This window comes from Engelhardtia mirabilis, from assembly GCF_007748095.1.
GTDB lineage: Bacteria > Planctomycetota > UBA1135 > UBA1135.
Genome location: NZ_CP036287.1, coordinates 703,740 through 718,264, shown reverse-complemented (window position 1 = coordinate 718,264; position 14,525 = coordinate 703,740). Strand labels below are relative to the sequence as shown.

Sequence of the window (14,525 nt, the reverse complement as noted above, 5' to 3'; positions counted from 1 at the left end):
CATACTGGCCCCATGGCGCTGCAAGGGGTCACGACCACGGGCATCTATTGCCGAGCCGAGTGCGCGGCGCGGCCGAAGCGCCAGAACGTGCGTGGGCTGCGCAGCGCGGCGGAGGGCTTGGCCGCGGGCTTTCGGCCGTGCCTGGTTTGCCGGCCCGATCGTCTGCCGAACCTCGGGCCGAAAGCGCCGGCGGTCGAGGTCGCCCAGGCCCTGCGCTTGATCGCCCAGGGCTTCCTCGACTCGGCCACCACCGACCAGCTCGCGGCGCGGGTCGGCTACAGCCCGCGCCAACTCGCGCGCCTGTTCGCCGAGCACGTGGGCGCCTCGCCCGACTTCCTGGCCCGCGCCCAGCGCGCGCACCTGGCGCGGCGGCTGCTCGACGAGTCGGACCTGACGGTGACCGAGATCGCCTTCGCCGCGGGTTTCGCGAGCCTGCGGACCATGAACCGGGTCATGGCGGAGCTGTTCCGCTTCACTCCCAAGGAGCTGCGCGCCAAGCGTTCGCGACGCGATCCCCTGGCCAGCGTCGACGGGGGCCTGCGGCTGCGCCTGCCGTTCGCGGGACCGTTGGACGGACGCCGATTGATCGACTACCTGGCCGCACGGGCGATTCCAGGCGTGGAGCAAGTCGATCACGCCTGCTATCGACGCACGACCAGCAACTGCGGCGCGCCGGGCGTGGTCGAGGTGCGCGACGGCGGCGACGGGCAGCACCTGGAGCTGACCCTGCACTTGGCTGCTTTTGGCTCGATCCTCGAACAGGTCGGTCGTGTGCGTGCGCTGTTCGCGCTCGATCGCGACTCGAGTGCCGCGGAGCAGACCCTGCGCAGCGACGACGTGATCGGCGACCTGGTGCGCTCCGCTCCCGGCCTGCGTCTGCCCGGCGCCTTCGATCCCTTCGAGACGGCGGTACGGATCATCGTCGGTCAACAGGTCAGTGTCGCGGCGGCCTCGACCGTCACCGGACGCCTGGCCGAGCGCTTCGGCGAGGCGATCGACGCGCCCCTACCCGGCGGACTGCGGCGGCTGTTCCCCAGTCCCGCGGCCCTCGCGGAGGCGCGCACCGAAGAGCTCGACATGCCCCGCGCGCGGGCGCGCAGCCTGTCGGCCTTCGCCCGCGCGGTTGCCGAGGGCCACATCGACCTGGAAGCCATGGCCTCGCTCGAGCAGGCGACGACGACGCTCCAGGCCCTGCCGGGCATCGGCCCGTGGACCGCGCAGTTGATCGCCGCCCGCGTCTTGGGCGCTCCCGACGCCTTCCCCGCCAGTGATCTCGGTCTGCGGCGCACAGCGGCGCGGCAGCTCGGACGGGCTGCCGACTTGAGTGAGGGCGAGTTGCGGGAGCTGGCCGACACCTGGCGGCCACATCGAACGACGGCCGCGGCCTACCTATGGATGGCGCAACCGGCGCCGGTGGCCCGATGACGCTCTTCGCAACCACGATCGAGAGCGCGATCGGCCCCATGCGCGCCGTTGCCGGCGAGCGGGGCTTGCGCGAGCTGACGTGGTCGGCGCCGGGCGATGCCGAAGCGGTCGCGCCGGTCTCCGGCAGGAATAGCCACGGCTCGATCGAATCCGACGACCTCGCGCTCTTCGCGGACCTCACCGACCAGTTGGCCCAGTACTTCGACGGCAAGCGTCAGACCTTCGACCTGCCCCTCGACCTGGTCGGCACGCCGTTCCAGCTCGCCGCCTGGCGCGCCCTGTGCGCGATTCCCTTCGGCCAGACGCGCAGCTACGCCCAGCAGGCCGCGGCCATCGGCCGACCGAGCGCGACCCGCGCGGTGGGCGCCGCCAACGGCCGCAACCCTGTGATCATCGTCGTGCCCTGCCACCGTGTGGTCGGCGCGGACGGCAGCCTGACCGGCTTCGGCGCGGGCCTGCCCCTGAAACGGCGCCTCTTGGAGCACGAGTCGCGCCTGGCCGGCACGCCGGGACCGCGGGGCTCCATCGCGGACCAGCCACTGCTGCCCTTCGGTCCCGAGGACGTGCGCCCCGAACTTCGCCACCGTGAGTAGCGCGCGCCGGCTCGCTATGCTCGCCAGCCGTGCCCGCCAACGCCCCTGACCCCAAGGCCCTGCGCGCCCTCGCCCGCCGCGACCCGGCTCTGGCGGCGTTGATGAAGTCCGCGCCAGCCTTTCCCGGCTTTCCGACCGGCCACCACGCGCGGCGCACCCACTTCGAGTCCCTGGCCAGCGCAATCGTTTCCCAGCAGCTCTCGGGCAAGGCCGCCGCGACCATCTGGGGGCGCGTGCTCGACCTCGCGCCCAAGCGCCGGCTCGCGCCCGAGCACATCGACGACCTCGCCGACGAGCAACTGCGCGGCGCCGGCTTGAGTGGCGCCAAGACCGCTTCGATCCGCGACCTCGCGCTCAAGTCGCGGGATGGCACGCTGAGGCTCCAAGGCATCGCCCGCGCCTCCGAGCAGGAGGTCATCGAACGCTTGGTCCAGGTGCGCGGGATCGGCGTCTGGTCGGCGCAGATGTTCCTGATGTTCAAACTGGGCCGGCTCGACGTGCTCGCGCCCGGCGACCTGGGCCTGCAAGAGGGACTGCGCCGCCTGGACGGCTTGGCCGAGCGGCCGAGCCCCGCTGAGCTGGAGGCGCGCGGCGCCGACTGGGCGCCCCTGCGCTCGGTGGCGAGCTGGTACCTGTGGCGCGCGACCGAGATTCCCGAGGACCGCTTTCCGCGCCCGGCGGCCCAGCGCAGCCGATAGCGACGACACGACCGCAATGAGCCCCATGAGCAACCACCTGGCCCGGATCCTCCTCGCGCTCACCGTCGGCCTCGCCGGCTGCTTCGGCCCCTCGAGCGGGCAGCGGTATGACGACGTGACCTTCCCGCCGCCGCCCGCGGGCATCGCGCCCCAGCCCTACACGGCCGAGGAGATCCGCGCCTCGAATCCCGAGGGCACCTTCTGCGAGTACCGCATCTCCCAGGCGGGCATGGCGCCGATCGCCCAGAGCATCCAGTGGACCGAGTGCAACTCCCTGGGCTGCGCGATGGTGACGACCCTCGTCAACGACGGCGGCGGCAAGCCCCGCAGTGAACGCACCACGGCGCGCTGGGACGAGCTGCGTGACCACGCGTCCTTTCCGGCCGCCCTCACCGTGCGCACGGAGGAGTTGATCGCGACGCCGGCCGGCCGCTTCGCCTGCTGGCGCTACGACGTACGCCGGCCCGGCCAAGACGCCCAGCCGGTGATCGAGCGCTACTGGTTCGACGCGCGCCGAGCCGGATCGCCGGTGCTGATGGTCGTCGAGCAGGCGCGCGTCGAGCTGATGCGGATGGAGCTGACCGCCACCAACCGGACCGAGTTCCGCTGAACGCCGGCCACGGTTGGAACGGCCTCAGCCGCGCTCAGCCACGCAGCGCACCACGTCGAAGGTCGACAGGATCCCGACCAGGCTGCCGCCGTCGACGACGACCAAGCGGTGGACGCGATGCTCCGCCATCTGGCGGCAGGCCTCGCGCAGGGTGGCGTCGGGCGAGATCGACAGCACGTCGGGGTTCATCCACTCGGCGACCCGGCCGTCGGCCAGGACTTCGGGGCTGAAGTCGCCCTTCGCGCCGAAATCGTCGGCGTCTTCGTCGAAGTTCTCCTCGAGCGGGTCCGCCAGGTAGTACTCGCGGCGGCGACCGCCGACCTCGCTGGCGGCCGAAGCGCTGGCTTCGAGCAGGTCGGTGATCGAGACCACGCCGACCAGGGCTCCGGCGGCGTCGACCACCGGCGCGCCGCGCACGCCGGCGTCGCGCAGACTCTCGATGGCGTCGGTGACGGACGCGCTGGCGTCCAACTTGATCACCCGGGACTGCATCACGTCGCGGACGTGGATCCTCTCCGCTTGCACGGTGAACTCCTGTTGCTTGCCTTGGCCGAGCGGGTCGTCGTCCGATCGGCCGGATGGACGGATGGGAGCGCGCGGGAGGGACGGATGCCGCGCGCGCCCATCCTACGCCTATCGCCGGTTCGGTCAGCGACCGGAGTGGCGATCGACGTAGTCCTTGACGATCAACTCGTAGTCCGGCGAGCGCAGGCCGACGACCTTGGCTTCCGCGAGGGCGGCGTCCCAATCGAGCCCGCCGTCGAGGGAGCGGTAGGCGAGCCAGATCGCGCCGGTGCGGTTGGCGGAGCTGCAGTGCATCATCGCCGGGCGCTCGACCGTGCGAAGCAGCTCGAGGGTCTCGTCGATGACCTCGTCGGTCAGCTCGTCGGGGCCGTTGAAGCCCGGGTTGTAGTAGGCCAGGCCCAGGCCCTCGACGAAGGCGCGCTCGTCGAACTCGGGGTTCTCGTCTTCGTGGCGCTGGTTGATGACGGTCTTGACCCCGCCCTTGACGGCCTGTTCGAGGTCGGCGGGCTGGGGTTGGCTCGCGAGGAAGAGGCCGCCCATGGTGTTGAGGCGGGTGATCGTGCCGCACTCGTAGGGCTCGAGGGTCTCGGTCACGATGGCCACGTGCTCTTGGGGCGCGGCGGAGGCTTGGGTCTGGGGTTCGGACGGGCTCGAGCAGGCGGCCGCGAGGCCGAGGGCTGCGGTGAGGGCGAGGGAGCGGGCAGTAGAGGTCGGCATGGGTGGGTCTCCTGTGGCGGTGGCCCCGAGGGGGGGCGGTGTACGGGGTTGGAGGCACGGAATCGCTCGGGGTTCCCGTAGGCGTTCGTACGGGGGCGGTTCTTCGGGCCTCGGTCGTGGGCGTGTGATCAGGCCTGCAGACGCCCGACCAGTCCCCTCAGCCTCTCACGCAACCCCTCCGAGCCCGCAGGCGCGGCCAGGTCCCGACACAGATCCGTCACCAGGTCCAGGCTCGCGAAGACCTCGCTGCAGCGCTCGCAGACCAGTGGCTCGGACGGGGCGAAGGACACGCCGTGGTCGAGGCTCTCCTGCTTGGCCTTGAGCAGGTCCAGGCAGACCTGGCGCGAGTAGGCGGCCGGGGGCAGCTCGGCGCGCGGCAGGACCTCCTCCAGGGAGCGGCGCAACTTCAGACGCGCGCGGTGCAGGCGCGTCTTGATCGTGGCGGTCGGTATGTCGAGCACTTGCCCCACCTCCTCGAGAGACAGCCCGGCGATCTCACGCAGCACCAGCGGCAGGCGGAAGTCGTCCGGCAGGTCCACGATCGCCGCCTCGACCCGCGCCGTGAACTCGTGCCGCTGGGCCGCGTCCAGGGGCGACTCGCCCGGGTCCGGCACCACGGCCATGCGCGTCTCGCCGAAGGGCAAGAGCTCGTCCAGGGACTCGATCCGCGCCGGCTGGCCCGAGCGCGGACGCTTCATGCGCCCGCAGGCCCGGGAGGCGATCGTGTACAGCCAAGTGCGCGGGCTCGAGCGCCCCTCGAAGTCGTCCCAGGAGCGCCAGGCCTGGGTGAAGACCTCCTGCACCAGGTCCTCGGCCATGTGCTCGTTGCCGCAGAAGCGGCGCGCGAGGCTCCACAGGCGCCCGCTCTCGGCCTCGACCAGCTCCGGCACCGCCTGCTCGCGGGGCTGGCCCGCGTGGGGCCCCTCGGTGAGGCCGACGCTCACGTCGCCGCCTCCGGTTTGCGCGCCAAGGTCGCGTGGCTCGTCGGCATCAGGGCGTCGAGGGCCTCGGGGCCGCCGCTCCAATGGTCGTCGAAGAAGGCCTCGAGGCGGAAGCCCGCACGCAACTGGCCGCCGATCTGGTCCTCGAGGCTGTGTCCGTACTCGAGCAGTTCGCCGGCGGCGACGAGCTTCTCGCGAGCGGCGGCGTCGAGGCTGTGAAGGTCCGAGTACGGCGCCGGGTGGATCGCGACGCACTCACCGGTAGCCATGGCGCGCTCGAAGTCGAACAGGTAGTAGGCCGGACTCATGAAGCCGGCGAGCAGCCGCCCGCCCGGGCGCAGCACGCGCTGGCACTCGCGCCAGACGGGGAGGACATCGGGCGCGAAGACGTTGCTGACCGGGTGCCAGACCAGGTCGAAGCCGCCGTCCTCGAACACGCCCAGGTCCGCCATGTCGCCGCGCACCAGCTCGAGCTCGAGGCCCTCGCGCTCGGCCACCTCGCGGTCGCGGGCGAGCTGGCCCTCGGAGGCGTCGAAGCTGACCACGCGGGCACCGGCCGCGGCGAGCACGGGACACTGCTGTCCGCCACCGGAGGCCAAGCCGAGCACGCGCGCCCCGGCGAGGTCGCCGAACCACTCCCGCGGTACGTCGCGGTCCGGCGTCAGTCGGATCGCCCAATCCCCGCGCCGCGCGGCGGCGATGACTTCGGGCGAGACCGGCGCCGACCAGCGCTCGCCCGCGGCCGCGGCCCGGTCCCAGGCGCGACGGTTGTGGTCGTGGATGTCCATGGGTCGCGAGCGCCCACGGTACCGGGGCGCCTCCCGGCCCTGGTAGGCGTTCGTACGGTGCCAGGCACGAAACCGCCGCCTACGGCGGGATGCAGCGGCCGCCGAGGGCGGCTGCTGCATCCCGCCGTAGGCGGCGGTTTCGTGCCTGGCACCGTACGAACGCCTACCAGGGAATCCCCGTCCGCCCGTAGCTTGCCCCGATGATCTCCTGCCTCCTCGCCGTGGCCGCACTCCAGTCCCCCGCCCCGGCGCCGATCGACCTGCGCGCGCGGATCGAGCACTACGAGGCCGACCGCTCGGCCCTGTGGCGGCGGTATGCGGCGCCCTTGTCCACCGAGCGGGCCGAGCGGCTGACCGCCTTCGAGCGGGGCGTGCTGGCCGAGCTCGATGCACTCGACTACGACGCCCTGGGCGTGGACCAGCGGGTCGACTGGCACCTGTTGCGGGACGAGGCCCTCGCCTCCCTCGCCGGGCTCGAGCTCGAACACCGGCGTGACTCGGAGCTGGCCGAGCTGATCCCCTTCGCCGAGCGGCTCGTGCCGCTCTTCGAAGCGCGCCAGCGCGTCGATCCGGTCGACGGCTCCACCACCGCGCACCTCGTGGACGGCGTGGGCGCGCGCATCGACGAGGTGCAGGCCGCGGTCGACGCGGGCGAGTTCGACGCGCTCACCGCGGTCGTCGCCGGGCGCGCCGCGGGACGCATCGACGATCTGGGTTGGGCCCTACGGGAGTGGTACGACTTCCGCGCGGGCTACGACCCGCTGTTCACCTGGTGGCTGGCCCAGCCGAAGTCGCGGGTCGCGGAGGGCCTCGAAGACCTGGCACGCACGTTGCGCGAACGCTTGATCGAGGCCGACGACGGCGCCGACGCGACGCTGGTCGGCGACCCGATCGGCCGCGAGGCACTCCTCGCCGCCCTGGAACGCGAGTTCATCCCGTACAGCCCCGCGGAGTTGATCGAGCTCGCGCGCACCGAGCTGGCCTGGTGCGACGCGCGCATGGCCGAGTCGGCCCGGGCCCTCGGCTTCGGTGACGACTGGCGCGCAGCCCAGGCCCACGTGAAGTCTCTGCACGCGGAGCCCGGCGCTCAGCCCGAGCTGGTGCGTCACCTGGTCGAGGAAGCGATCGACTTCGTGACCGAGCGCGACCTCGTCACCGTCCCGCCCCTGTGCGCCGAGACCTGGCGCATGACCATGCTCAGCCCCGAGCGCCAGCGCGTCTCGCCCTATTTCCTGGGCGGCGAGCTGATGCAGGTCTCGTTCCCCACCGACGCCATGACCGACGGCGAGAAGCGCGCGACCCTGGCCGGCAACAACGAACACTTCTCCCGCGCCGTCGCCCACCACGAGGTGATCCCCGGGCACCACCTGCAGGGCTTCATGCAGCAACGCTTCATGCCCCATCGGCGCCTGTTCAGCACCCCCTTCTGGGTCGAGGGTTGGGCGCTCTACTGGGAGATGCGGCTATGGGATCTGGGCTTCCCGCGCGGTCCCGAGGACCGCATCGGAATGCTCTTCTGGCGCCGCCACCGCTGCGCGCGGGTGATCTTCAGCCTGTCGTTCCACCTGGGCGAGATGACCGCGCCGCAGTGCGTGGACTTCCTGGTCGAGAACGTCGGCCACGAGCGCGACAACGCCGAGGCCGAGGTGCGGCGCTCGGTGGGTGGCGACTACGGTCCGCTGTACCAGGCGGCGTACATGATCGGTGGGCTACAGTTCCGGGCCCTGCACCGGGAACTGGTGCTCGAGGGCGAGTGGGAGGAGCGGGCCTTCCACGATGCCGTGCTCCAGCGCGGCTCGATCCCGATCGAGCTGCTGCGCGCGAGCCTGCTCGGTCGCGCCCCCGAGCGCGAGCTGGCGAGTTCGTGGCGCTTCGGCGAATGAACTCGCCGGCTCGCCCGGGCTTTCGAGGCCCCCACCGCCGGCGCAATCTTCGGTCGCGAGTGTAACGGTCTCGCCGTGACGCACTAATCCCTTGACGCTTGGCACGCCCCAGAGCGTGGCGCGCGTGTTCTCGACCCAAGGGCCACTCCCCATTTCATCCCCTGAGATCCGAATCCAATGCTCTCCAACCAGCTGATCGCGTTCCTTTCCATCCTGTCGCCGACCCAGAGCCCCCAGGTTCCGACCTATTTCCCGACCGACCAAATCCTGCCGCCCCAGGCGAATTCCGAGGACGGGCGGTCGATCGACGTCGACGGCCAGCGAGCCGCGATCGGGTCGCGCGATATCAACGCCCCCGGTCTCCAGGGGGTCGCCGTTCCCGGACGGGTCCACCTGTGAGAGCGCGACCAGACCGGCCGATGGCAGCTCGCCGCGAAGCTCGAGGGTGCTGCGGGTCTGGGGAACTTCGGCACTGCCGTTGCCCTCGACGGCGACCGCCTGCTGGTGGGCGCCAACGGCAACGGCGCGATCGCCGGTAGCCCGTACCTGCAGGGCGCAGTGGTGCTGCACGAGCGCGATGCCAGCGGGGCCTGGACTGCGGCGGACCTGTGGCAGGCGGATTACGACTCGTTCAGCAACTTCGGTACCGCGATCGACCTGGACGGCGATTCCGCGATCCTCGGCAACCCCCGGGAGCTCCAGCCCGGGATGCCCGCGAACGGCGCGGTCTACATCCGCGAACGCCAATCGGACGGCTCCTGGCCCGTGACCTTCAAGCTGACAGGCAGTCTGGCTCCGCCGTTGCAGGAGCTCGGAGCGGACGTTGCCATCGACGGGGACCTCGCGGTCGCGTCCAACCCGACCGAGCGCCTCGCCTACGTGATGCAGCGCGACGGCTCGGGAGCCTGGAGCGTGACATCGATTCTGGACGTCTTCACCCCGGAAGGACTTCGGGTCGACGTGGAGGGCGACCGGATCGCGATCGCGGCCTACCAAGGCAATGGCCTGCTCTCCTTCGGCTGGGTCTATCTCTTCGAGCGCGGGACCGATGGTTCGATCAACCCCACAGCCGCGCTGTCGATTCCGTCGAGCTCGACGAGCCTCGGTGGCCCATTTGCCCGCGATGTGGTCCTGGAAGGCGGCGACCTGTTCGTTCTCGGGTCGACCCTGGGCGGCGAGTTTCCTTTCTTCAACGGTCCCCTGTCGCGCGTCTGGCGCTACCGGCAGGACGCCAACGGGGATTGGATCGAGATCGGCGGCTACGAGCCCTACGGGCTCGCCGCCGACGGTGGGGGCTTCGCCATGGACGTGTCCGGCGACACGCTGCTCGTCGGCCGGACCCCTGAGTTCGAGTCGCCCCAAGCCATCCTCGAGTATCGCAGCTCCGATCTGCTGTCCTCGGCCGACGCCCTGTCCCTGTCGAGCGGCGGATCCCAAGGCCTCGCCATCCTGCCGGGGGAGCACGCCGCCGGTTGGCCCTACCTCCTGCTGGGATCGCTGACCGGCACCTCGCCCGGCGTGGACCTCGGCGGCGGACTACAGCTTCCGCTCGTGGTGGATCCCTGGTTCCAGTTCCTGCTGGCCAACCCGAACACCGCGATCGCGGGGAGCGCGGGCACCCTCGACGACCGCGGACAGGCCCTGGCGACCCTCGCGCTCCCGGCCGGAGCGGCCCCGTCTCTAGCGGGATCAGTCGCCTGGCACGCCTACATCGTCTTCGACCCGGCTGTGATGGCCTTCGTCCAGGCCAGCCAGCCCGTCGCTCTCGCGCTGCTGCCGTGACCTTCGGTGGGCGGACGTCAGGAGCCAGGCACCCAGCCGCCGCCCGACGTCTGCTTCCTCACCCGCTGGGCCGCGCGTCAGGGGACCAATTGCACCGCCACCGGGTTGCTCGCGAAGTCGACGCCGAACGTCGGGCCGAAGGTGATCGCGGCGTGGTGGAGGGTGGCGCCGGCTAGGCTCGCCGGCGCTCCGGGGGGCACGTTGAAGCTGGCGCTCGCCCCGCCGCTGCCATTCAGCAAGCCGACGGTGCCGGTGAGCAGTGGCGTGTTGGCATTGACCAGGGTGAAAGTCGTCCAAGCGTCGATCACGAGGGGCACCGGCGTCCCGTCGAGCACGAAGCTCGGCGCGAAGCCCGTGGCGGAACCCAGGATCACGTAGGGGCGACCGGCGAAGGCCGCGCCGGCGTCGAGGGTCCAGACCTGCGAGCCACCCTGGGCGAGGGAGATGGCGCCGAGCCCGAGGGAAACGAGGCCCGCAGGACCGCCCGTCGGTCCAACTTCGACCAGACTCGCCCTCTCGTTGGCCGTACCGACCGGCGAGAGCACGTCGGCCACCGTGAAGACGGTGCCGGCCCCGCCCTCTCCGAATCCGAAGGCTCGCAGCACGTTCCCGCCGGTGTCCAGCAGCACCCCCTGCCCGCGAGCGTGGCTGTAGACCCCGGCGTTGCTGGCGGCCGCGCTGGGATTGTCGGTGTAGGAGTAGACGCTCAAGCCCAGCGGCTCGACCGTCAGTCGCAGCATGCGTGGCTGGGACCCCGACTTGCCGGTGTGGACGTTCAGGAGCCAGGAGTCGCCGTCGATCCTCGAGAGACCGACCGGGAAGCCGTCGCCGGTCGGGACCACCGGGAAGTGCGTGCAGGTCTCGGCGACCACGCGCGTCCCATCGGCCGAGAGGTCGAGACGCTGGACCGAGACGTCGGGTGCGCCGCAGGCCGACGTGAGGCCGCGCGAGGCCAGGAGCAGAGCGTTGTGCTCGGCGTCGTACTCCATGTGGCCCCACCAGCTGCTCTGCCCCTGCCACGGCTGACCGGTCGCGTCCTGGAGCAGATGCACCTGCCCGACCGCGTCGATCCACTGGATCGAGTTGGGCGGCAGCTGGGTCGAGTGCAGGAAGATGCGGCCGTCACCGGCCGCCGCGATCGTGCGGACCGTCGTCCCGACGAATCCCAGGCTCTGCACGTTGCCGAGGGCGTCCCCCGCCCAGAGCTCCATCGGATCGCCGTTGTTGAAGGCGGCGCCGAAGATCAGTCGGTCGCGGTAGGGGTCGTAGGCGAGGCAGTCGTCGGACTGGAGCGTGGCGTGGAAGGCGTAGGGCTTGCTGATGGCGCCGCTGAGCGGGTCGATCAGGGCGATACCGCCCGACGAGGAGCTGACTCCATTCAGGGCGGGGCTGTAGAGCACCAGCTCGCCGCTGTACAGACCCGACGACGTCTGGGCCAGGGCGGCGGAGCTGAGGAACAGGACGGCAAGGGGCGCGGCGAGCTTGGGCATCGAGGGAAGGGAGGTGAGGGCCGGGAGGTGAGGGTCGGGAGAGCCCGGCCAGTCTGTCCATCCGATGCGGACCGAGGATGTCACCGCAATTCGGGGACGCTTTAGGCGGCGGTCTTGTGCCTGGCACCTGACGTCCGCCTAAAGCGTCCCGCCGTACCAGGACGATGGTACGGCTGTGATCGATTGGCGCGTGGATACCGAGGCCCCCGAGCCGCCCTCCCAGCAGCTCGTGGAGCGCTGCCTGGACGGGATCGCCCGGGGCGACCTTGCCCCCGGGGACAAGCTCCCCTCCGTGCGTGCCTTGGCCGGCCTGGCGCTCGTCAACCACAACACGGTCGCCCGCGCCTACCGCGAGCTCGACCTGATCGGGGCCGTGCGCGGCGAGGGCGGCCGGGGTGTGTTCGTGACCGAAGCGGGCCCGCAGATCGCGCGCCAGCGACGTGCGGCGACCACCTGGAGCGACTTCGAGCGGGCGCTGGAGACGGCGCTGCGCGCGGGGCACTCGATCGAGGACTTGTCAGAACGGGTACGCACGGCCGAGTCGAAGAGGAGACCAGCATGAGTGAGACGAACGACATCGCGCGGCTGCGCGGCGTGGGTGTGAAACTCGGGCGCAGCGAAGTCCTGCGCGGCCTCGAACTGGGCCTGGCGCCGGGCGAGCTGTGCGTGCTGCTCGGTCGCAACGGCGCGGGCAAGACGACGCTGATGCGGGTGCTCGCGGGGACCCTGCGGGCCGAGAGTGGCAGCGTGCGGGTGTGCGGAGCCGACCCATCGCGCTCGGCAGCCGCCCGCGCCGCGATCGGCTTCGTGCCGAGCCTGCCGGACCTACCGCCGTGGATGAGCCTGACCACTGCGGCGCGCTTCGCGCGGCGCTGCTATCCGACCTGGGACGACCGCCGCCTGTGGCGCGCCGCCGACGCCCTGGCGGTGCCGCGGCGTGGCCGCATCTCGAAGCTCAGTCGCGGCCAGGCCGCGGGGGTTCAGCTAGCCCTGGCCCTGGCCGCGCGGCCGCGGCTGCTGCTGCTGGACGAGCCCTTCGCCGGCCTCGACGCGGTGGCCCGCGACGGGCTCTTGAGCGCCTTCCTGACCGAAGTCGACCTCGAGGACACCGCGACCCTGGTATCGACCCACGACCTCGACATCGCCGCGCGCATCGCCGACCGGGCGCTGTTGATGGACGGCGGGGCCCTGCGCGAACAGGCCGTCGGCGACGCCCAACTCGAGCACAGCGCCGCCGCCCTGCGCGCGCTCCTGACCCAGACCACCCCCGGACCGGACGGAGCCGCCGCATGAGTCTGCTAGCCCTGACCCACAAGGAGCTGCGCGAGCAGGCTCCCGCCTTCCTGGTCGCCGCGGCCCTCGTCATCGTCGGCTGCCTCGTCACCGGCTGGTTGGCGGACGACCTGTTCGTGGACTCAGCCACCTTCGCCCACACGGCGGCGGTGTGCCTGACCGCGATCGTCGCCATCGCCATGGGCTGCGACATCGGCGCGCGCGAGCGCAACGAGGGGACGCAGGAGTGGCTGCGGCGCCAGCCGGTGTCACTCGGTCAGGTCGCGTTGGTCAAGTTGGCGGTCCTGCTCGGAGCGCTCGTCGCGGCAGCCGTGGTCGGAAGCGAGTCCGCCACTGTCGCTAGCCGTCTCTTCGCGAGCGGCGCTTCCTCGCTCCAGGCCGAGCCGATGGTCGGGCTGATCCTCGGCGGAACGGTGGCCCTGGCCCTGTGGTCCATGGCCTGCTCGTCGTTCCTGCCGCGTGGGTTCCTGGCCGCGCCCGGCGGCGCCTGCGTCTTCGCCCTGCTCGCGCTCCCCGCCGCGCTGCACGAGATCGTCATGGGCCGGCTGCGACCGGACCCACCGATCGGCCTGTGGCTCACCTGCGCGCTGATCGGCGGTGCGCTCGCGGCCTTGTCCAGCATGGCGATCGGCTCCAGGCGTGAATGGGCCACCTGGAAGCGCGCGGGCACCGTGGCCCTCGCCGGCTCGATCGGAATCGCGCCCACGTGGTTCGAGGCCGGAGCGAACCTCGCTGGCGTCACGACTCTGGATCTCTCCAGTCCGAACCTCGAAGTACGCAGCGCGTTCCTGCACACCGACGGCCGCCACGCCTTCGCGATGCTGCGGGACGAGCAATGGCCGAGCTTCCCGGTCGTGATCGATCTGGAGACGGGCGAGACGGTCGCGGCGGGCGTGCTCGGCGACGACCTCTGGCCAGCGCACACGACGGTCTCGACCAGGTCCAACCGCTTTCCGTTCGGAGTCCTCCACAAGCAGGACGGCGACTCCGAGATCGTCGGCTCGGACGGGGAGATCCTCGCGATCGATCGCGCAGAGCTCAGCGCTGCGGACCTGGAGCCCTTCAACACCATCGGCGACGGCGGCTGGACCCTTGCCCTTCCCGCCGGCGGGGGTTGGCGGTTGAGCCGCGCCGGTAGCGGTGCTCGCGCGTTCGTTGCGGCACCCGGTGCGACTCCCGTGACCGAGGAGGTCCTGGCCGCCGCGGGCTGGAGGGTCCAATACGTCGAGGGCTGGCTGGTCGATGGGCTGTGGATCTTCCGAGGTCTCGTCCGCCCGTCCGCCAATGGACAGACCATCACCGAGTACAGGTCCCTCGACGCCGAAGCGGGTGAGCTCTTGGCGGTCGATTGGATGCAAGCGCGAGATTCGATCGTCTGTGCCTTGGCCGATGGAAAGGCGCTGGTCGGCGATCGCGCCCGCCTCTCGATCGTCGACGTCCGCGAAGGCGGGCGCCGGGATCTCGACACATCGGGCAGGAAGGTTCGGTGGTGGGCCGGAACCGCCACCGTCCTCCAAGCCACAGAAGGGGAAGGCTCGTTGAGCTGCGTCACAGCAGTCACCGCCGATGGGAGCATCGCCGCCCTGGTTCGAGCGGACGGTAGCGTCGCGCGCTGGATCGAGCCGCCACCGGGGAGCGCGGGGATCCTGTGCCTGACCGCCCTGGCGGACGGCTCGATCGCGGTGCTGACCTATCGTGGGGGGCAGGTCCTGCGGTTCGGTCCGGGCGGGGACGAGCCGATCGCGACGGCACTGCACTGGTGACCCTGAGGCCGGTGTCG

The 14,525-nt window shown here is 71.4% G+C and carries 15 protein-coding genes; 10 read left to right on the top strand and 5 right to left on the bottom strand.

Features of this window, described 5'->3' with window-relative positions; all coding sequences use genetic code 11:
• The first annotated feature begins 12 nt into the window (after positions 1-12).
• The 4 genes from Pla133_RS02665 to Pla133_RS02650 are packed head-to-tail and all read left to right on the top strand — an operon-like array spanning position 13 to position 3,326.
• Positions 13-1,425, top strand: a complete 1,413-nt coding sequence (locus Pla133_RS02665) for a DNA-3-methyladenine glycosylase 2 (protein ID WP_145062120.1) — start codon at positions 13-15, stop codon at positions 1,423-1,425.
• A complete protein-coding gene (locus Pla133_RS02660; protein WP_145062117.1) occupies positions 1,422-2,018 on the top strand; it encodes a methylated-DNA--[protein]-cysteine S-methyltransferase in 597 nt (198 codons plus the stop codon). The genes Pla133_RS02665 and Pla133_RS02660 overlap by 4 nt, the downstream gene beginning before the upstream one ends.
• A gap of 29 nt (positions 2,019-2,047) precedes the next feature.
• Entirely contained in the window at positions 2,048-2,716 is a 669-nt protein-coding gene (locus tag Pla133_RS02655) for a DNA-3-methyladenine glycosylase family protein (RefSeq protein ID WP_145062115.1), read from the top strand.
• 25 nt (positions 2,717-2,741) lie between these two features.
• Positions 2,742-3,326, top strand: a complete 585-nt coding sequence (locus Pla133_RS02650; protein WP_145062113.1) for a hypothetical protein — start codon at positions 2,742-2,744, stop codon at positions 3,324-3,326.
• A 24-nt stretch (positions 3,327-3,350) separates the two neighbouring features.
• Here Pla133_RS02650 and Pla133_RS02645 read toward each other — a convergent pair whose 3' ends face one another.
• The 4 genes from Pla133_RS02645 to Pla133_RS02630 all read right to left on the bottom strand — a co-directional run bounded on the left by Pla133_RS02645 (position 3,351) and on the right by Pla133_RS02630 (position 6,297).
• Positions 3,351-3,851 carry a CBS domain-containing protein gene (locus Pla133_RS02645; RefSeq protein ID WP_145062110.1) on the bottom strand — a complete coding sequence of 167 codons (501 nt, stop codon included), beginning with the start codon at positions 3,849-3,851 and terminating at the stop codon, positions 3,351-3,353.
• Between the two features lie 123 nt (positions 3,852-3,974).
• Positions 3,975-4,568, bottom strand: coding sequence for a protein tyrosine phosphatase family protein (locus tag Pla133_RS02640; protein WP_145062108.1), 594 nt, complete (start codon positions 4,566-4,568; stop codon positions 3,975-3,977).
• Positions 4,569-4,696: 128 nt separating this feature from the next.
• Positions 4,697-5,512, bottom strand: coding sequence for an RNA polymerase sigma factor (locus tag Pla133_RS02635; protein WP_419192058.1), 816 nt, complete (start codon positions 5,510-5,512; stop codon positions 4,697-4,699).
• Positions 5,509-6,297, bottom strand: a complete 789-nt coding sequence (locus tag Pla133_RS02630) for a class I SAM-dependent methyltransferase (protein ID WP_145062105.1) — start codon at positions 6,295-6,297, stop codon at positions 5,509-5,511. The genes Pla133_RS02635 and Pla133_RS02630 overlap by 4 nt, the downstream gene beginning before the upstream one ends.
• Before the next feature lie 200 nt (positions 6,298-6,497).
• Between Pla133_RS02630 and Pla133_RS02625 the strand changes: the two genes are divergently transcribed.
• The 3 genes from Pla133_RS02625 to Pla133_RS02615 all read left to right on the top strand — a co-directional run bounded on the left by Pla133_RS02625 (position 6,498) and on the right by Pla133_RS02615 (position 9,962).
• A complete protein-coding gene (locus Pla133_RS02625) occupies positions 6,498-8,180 on the top strand; it encodes a DUF885 family protein (protein WP_145062103.1) in 1,683 nt (560 codons plus the stop codon).
• 177 nt (positions 8,181-8,357) lie between these two features.
• Positions 8,358-8,579, top strand: a complete 222-nt coding sequence (locus tag Pla133_RS02620) for a hypothetical protein (RefSeq protein ID WP_145062100.1) — start codon at positions 8,358-8,360, stop codon at positions 8,577-8,579.
• A gap of 105 nt (positions 8,580-8,684) precedes the next feature.
• Positions 8,685-9,962 carry a hypothetical protein gene (locus Pla133_RS02615; RefSeq protein ID WP_145062098.1) on the top strand — a complete coding sequence of 426 codons (1,278 nt, stop codon included), beginning with the start codon at positions 8,685-8,687 and terminating at the stop codon, positions 9,960-9,962.
• A 77-nt stretch (positions 9,963-10,039) separates the two neighbouring features.
• On the opposite strand, the gene Pla133_RS02610 is transcribed toward Pla133_RS02615, so the two are convergent.
• Positions 10,040-11,452 (bottom strand): hypothetical protein, encoded by a 1,413-nt coding sequence (locus Pla133_RS02610; RefSeq protein ID WP_145062096.1) that lies wholly within the window; start codon positions 11,450-11,452, stop codon positions 10,040-10,042.
• A gap of 190 nt (positions 11,453-11,642) precedes the next feature.
• Here Pla133_RS02610 and Pla133_RS02605 point away from each other — a divergent pair, with 190 nt between their 5' ends.
• Genes Pla133_RS02605 through Pla133_RS02595 form a run of 3 tightly spaced genes read left to right on the top strand, consistent with a single transcriptional unit; the run spans position 11,643 to position 14,508 of the window.
• Positions 11,643-12,014 (top strand): GntR family transcriptional regulator, encoded by a 372-nt coding sequence (locus tag Pla133_RS02605; RefSeq protein WP_419192057.1) that lies wholly within the window; start codon positions 11,643-11,645, stop codon positions 12,012-12,014.
• The gene (locus tag Pla133_RS02600) at positions 12,011-12,745 is read left to right on the top strand and encodes an ATP-binding cassette domain-containing protein (protein WP_145062092.1); all 735 of its coding nucleotides are present in this window, start codon (positions 12,011-12,013) and stop codon (positions 12,743-12,745) included. Before Pla133_RS02605 ends, Pla133_RS02600 begins: the two co-directional genes overlap by 4 nt.
• A complete protein-coding gene (locus tag Pla133_RS02595) occupies positions 12,742-14,508 on the top strand; it encodes an ABC transporter permease (RefSeq protein ID WP_145062090.1) in 1,767 nt (588 codons plus the stop codon). Before Pla133_RS02600 ends, Pla133_RS02595 begins: the two co-directional genes overlap by 4 nt.
• Positions 14,509-14,525: the final 17 nt, after the last annotated feature.

Bases quoted from the DNA above. Each gene is read 5' to 3' on its own strand.
- Pla133_RS02600 (WP_145062092.1), top strand. From the start codon at position 12,011: ATGAGTGAGACGAACGACATCGCGCGGCTGCGCGGCGTGGGTGTGAAA.
- Pla133_RS02650 (WP_145062113.1), top strand. From the start codon at position 2,742: ATGAGCAACCACCTGGCCCGGATCCTCCTCGCGCTCACCGTCGGCCTC.
- Pla133_RS02630 (WP_145062105.1), bottom strand. From the start codon at position 6,297: ATGGACATCCACGACCACAACCGTCGCGCCTGGGACCGGGCCGCGGCC.
- Pla133_RS02625 (WP_145062103.1), top strand. From the start codon at position 6,498: ATGATCTCCTGCCTCCTCGCCGTGGCCGCACTCCAGTCCCCCGCCCCG.
- Pla133_RS02610 (WP_145062096.1), bottom strand. From the start codon at position 11,452: ATGCCCAAGCTCGCCGCGCCCCTTGCCGTCCTGTTCCTCAGCTCCGCC.
- Pla133_RS02665 (WP_145062120.1), top strand. From the start codon at position 13: ATGGCGCTGCAAGGGGTCACGACCACGGGCATCTATTGCCGAGCCGAG.
- Pla133_RS02595 (WP_145062090.1), top strand. From the start codon at position 12,742: ATGAGTCTGCTAGCCCTGACCCACAAGGAGCTGCGCGAGCAGGCTCCC.
- Pla133_RS02660 (WP_145062117.1), top strand. From the start codon at position 1,422: ATGACGCTCTTCGCAACCACGATCGAGAGCGCGATCGGCCCCATGCGC.
- Pla133_RS02640 (WP_145062108.1), bottom strand. From the start codon at position 4,568: ATGCCGACCTCTACTGCCCGCTCCCTCGCCCTCACCGCAGCCCTCGGC.
- Pla133_RS02620 (WP_145062100.1), top strand. From the start codon at position 8,358: ATGCTCTCCAACCAGCTGATCGCGTTCCTTTCCATCCTGTCGCCGACC.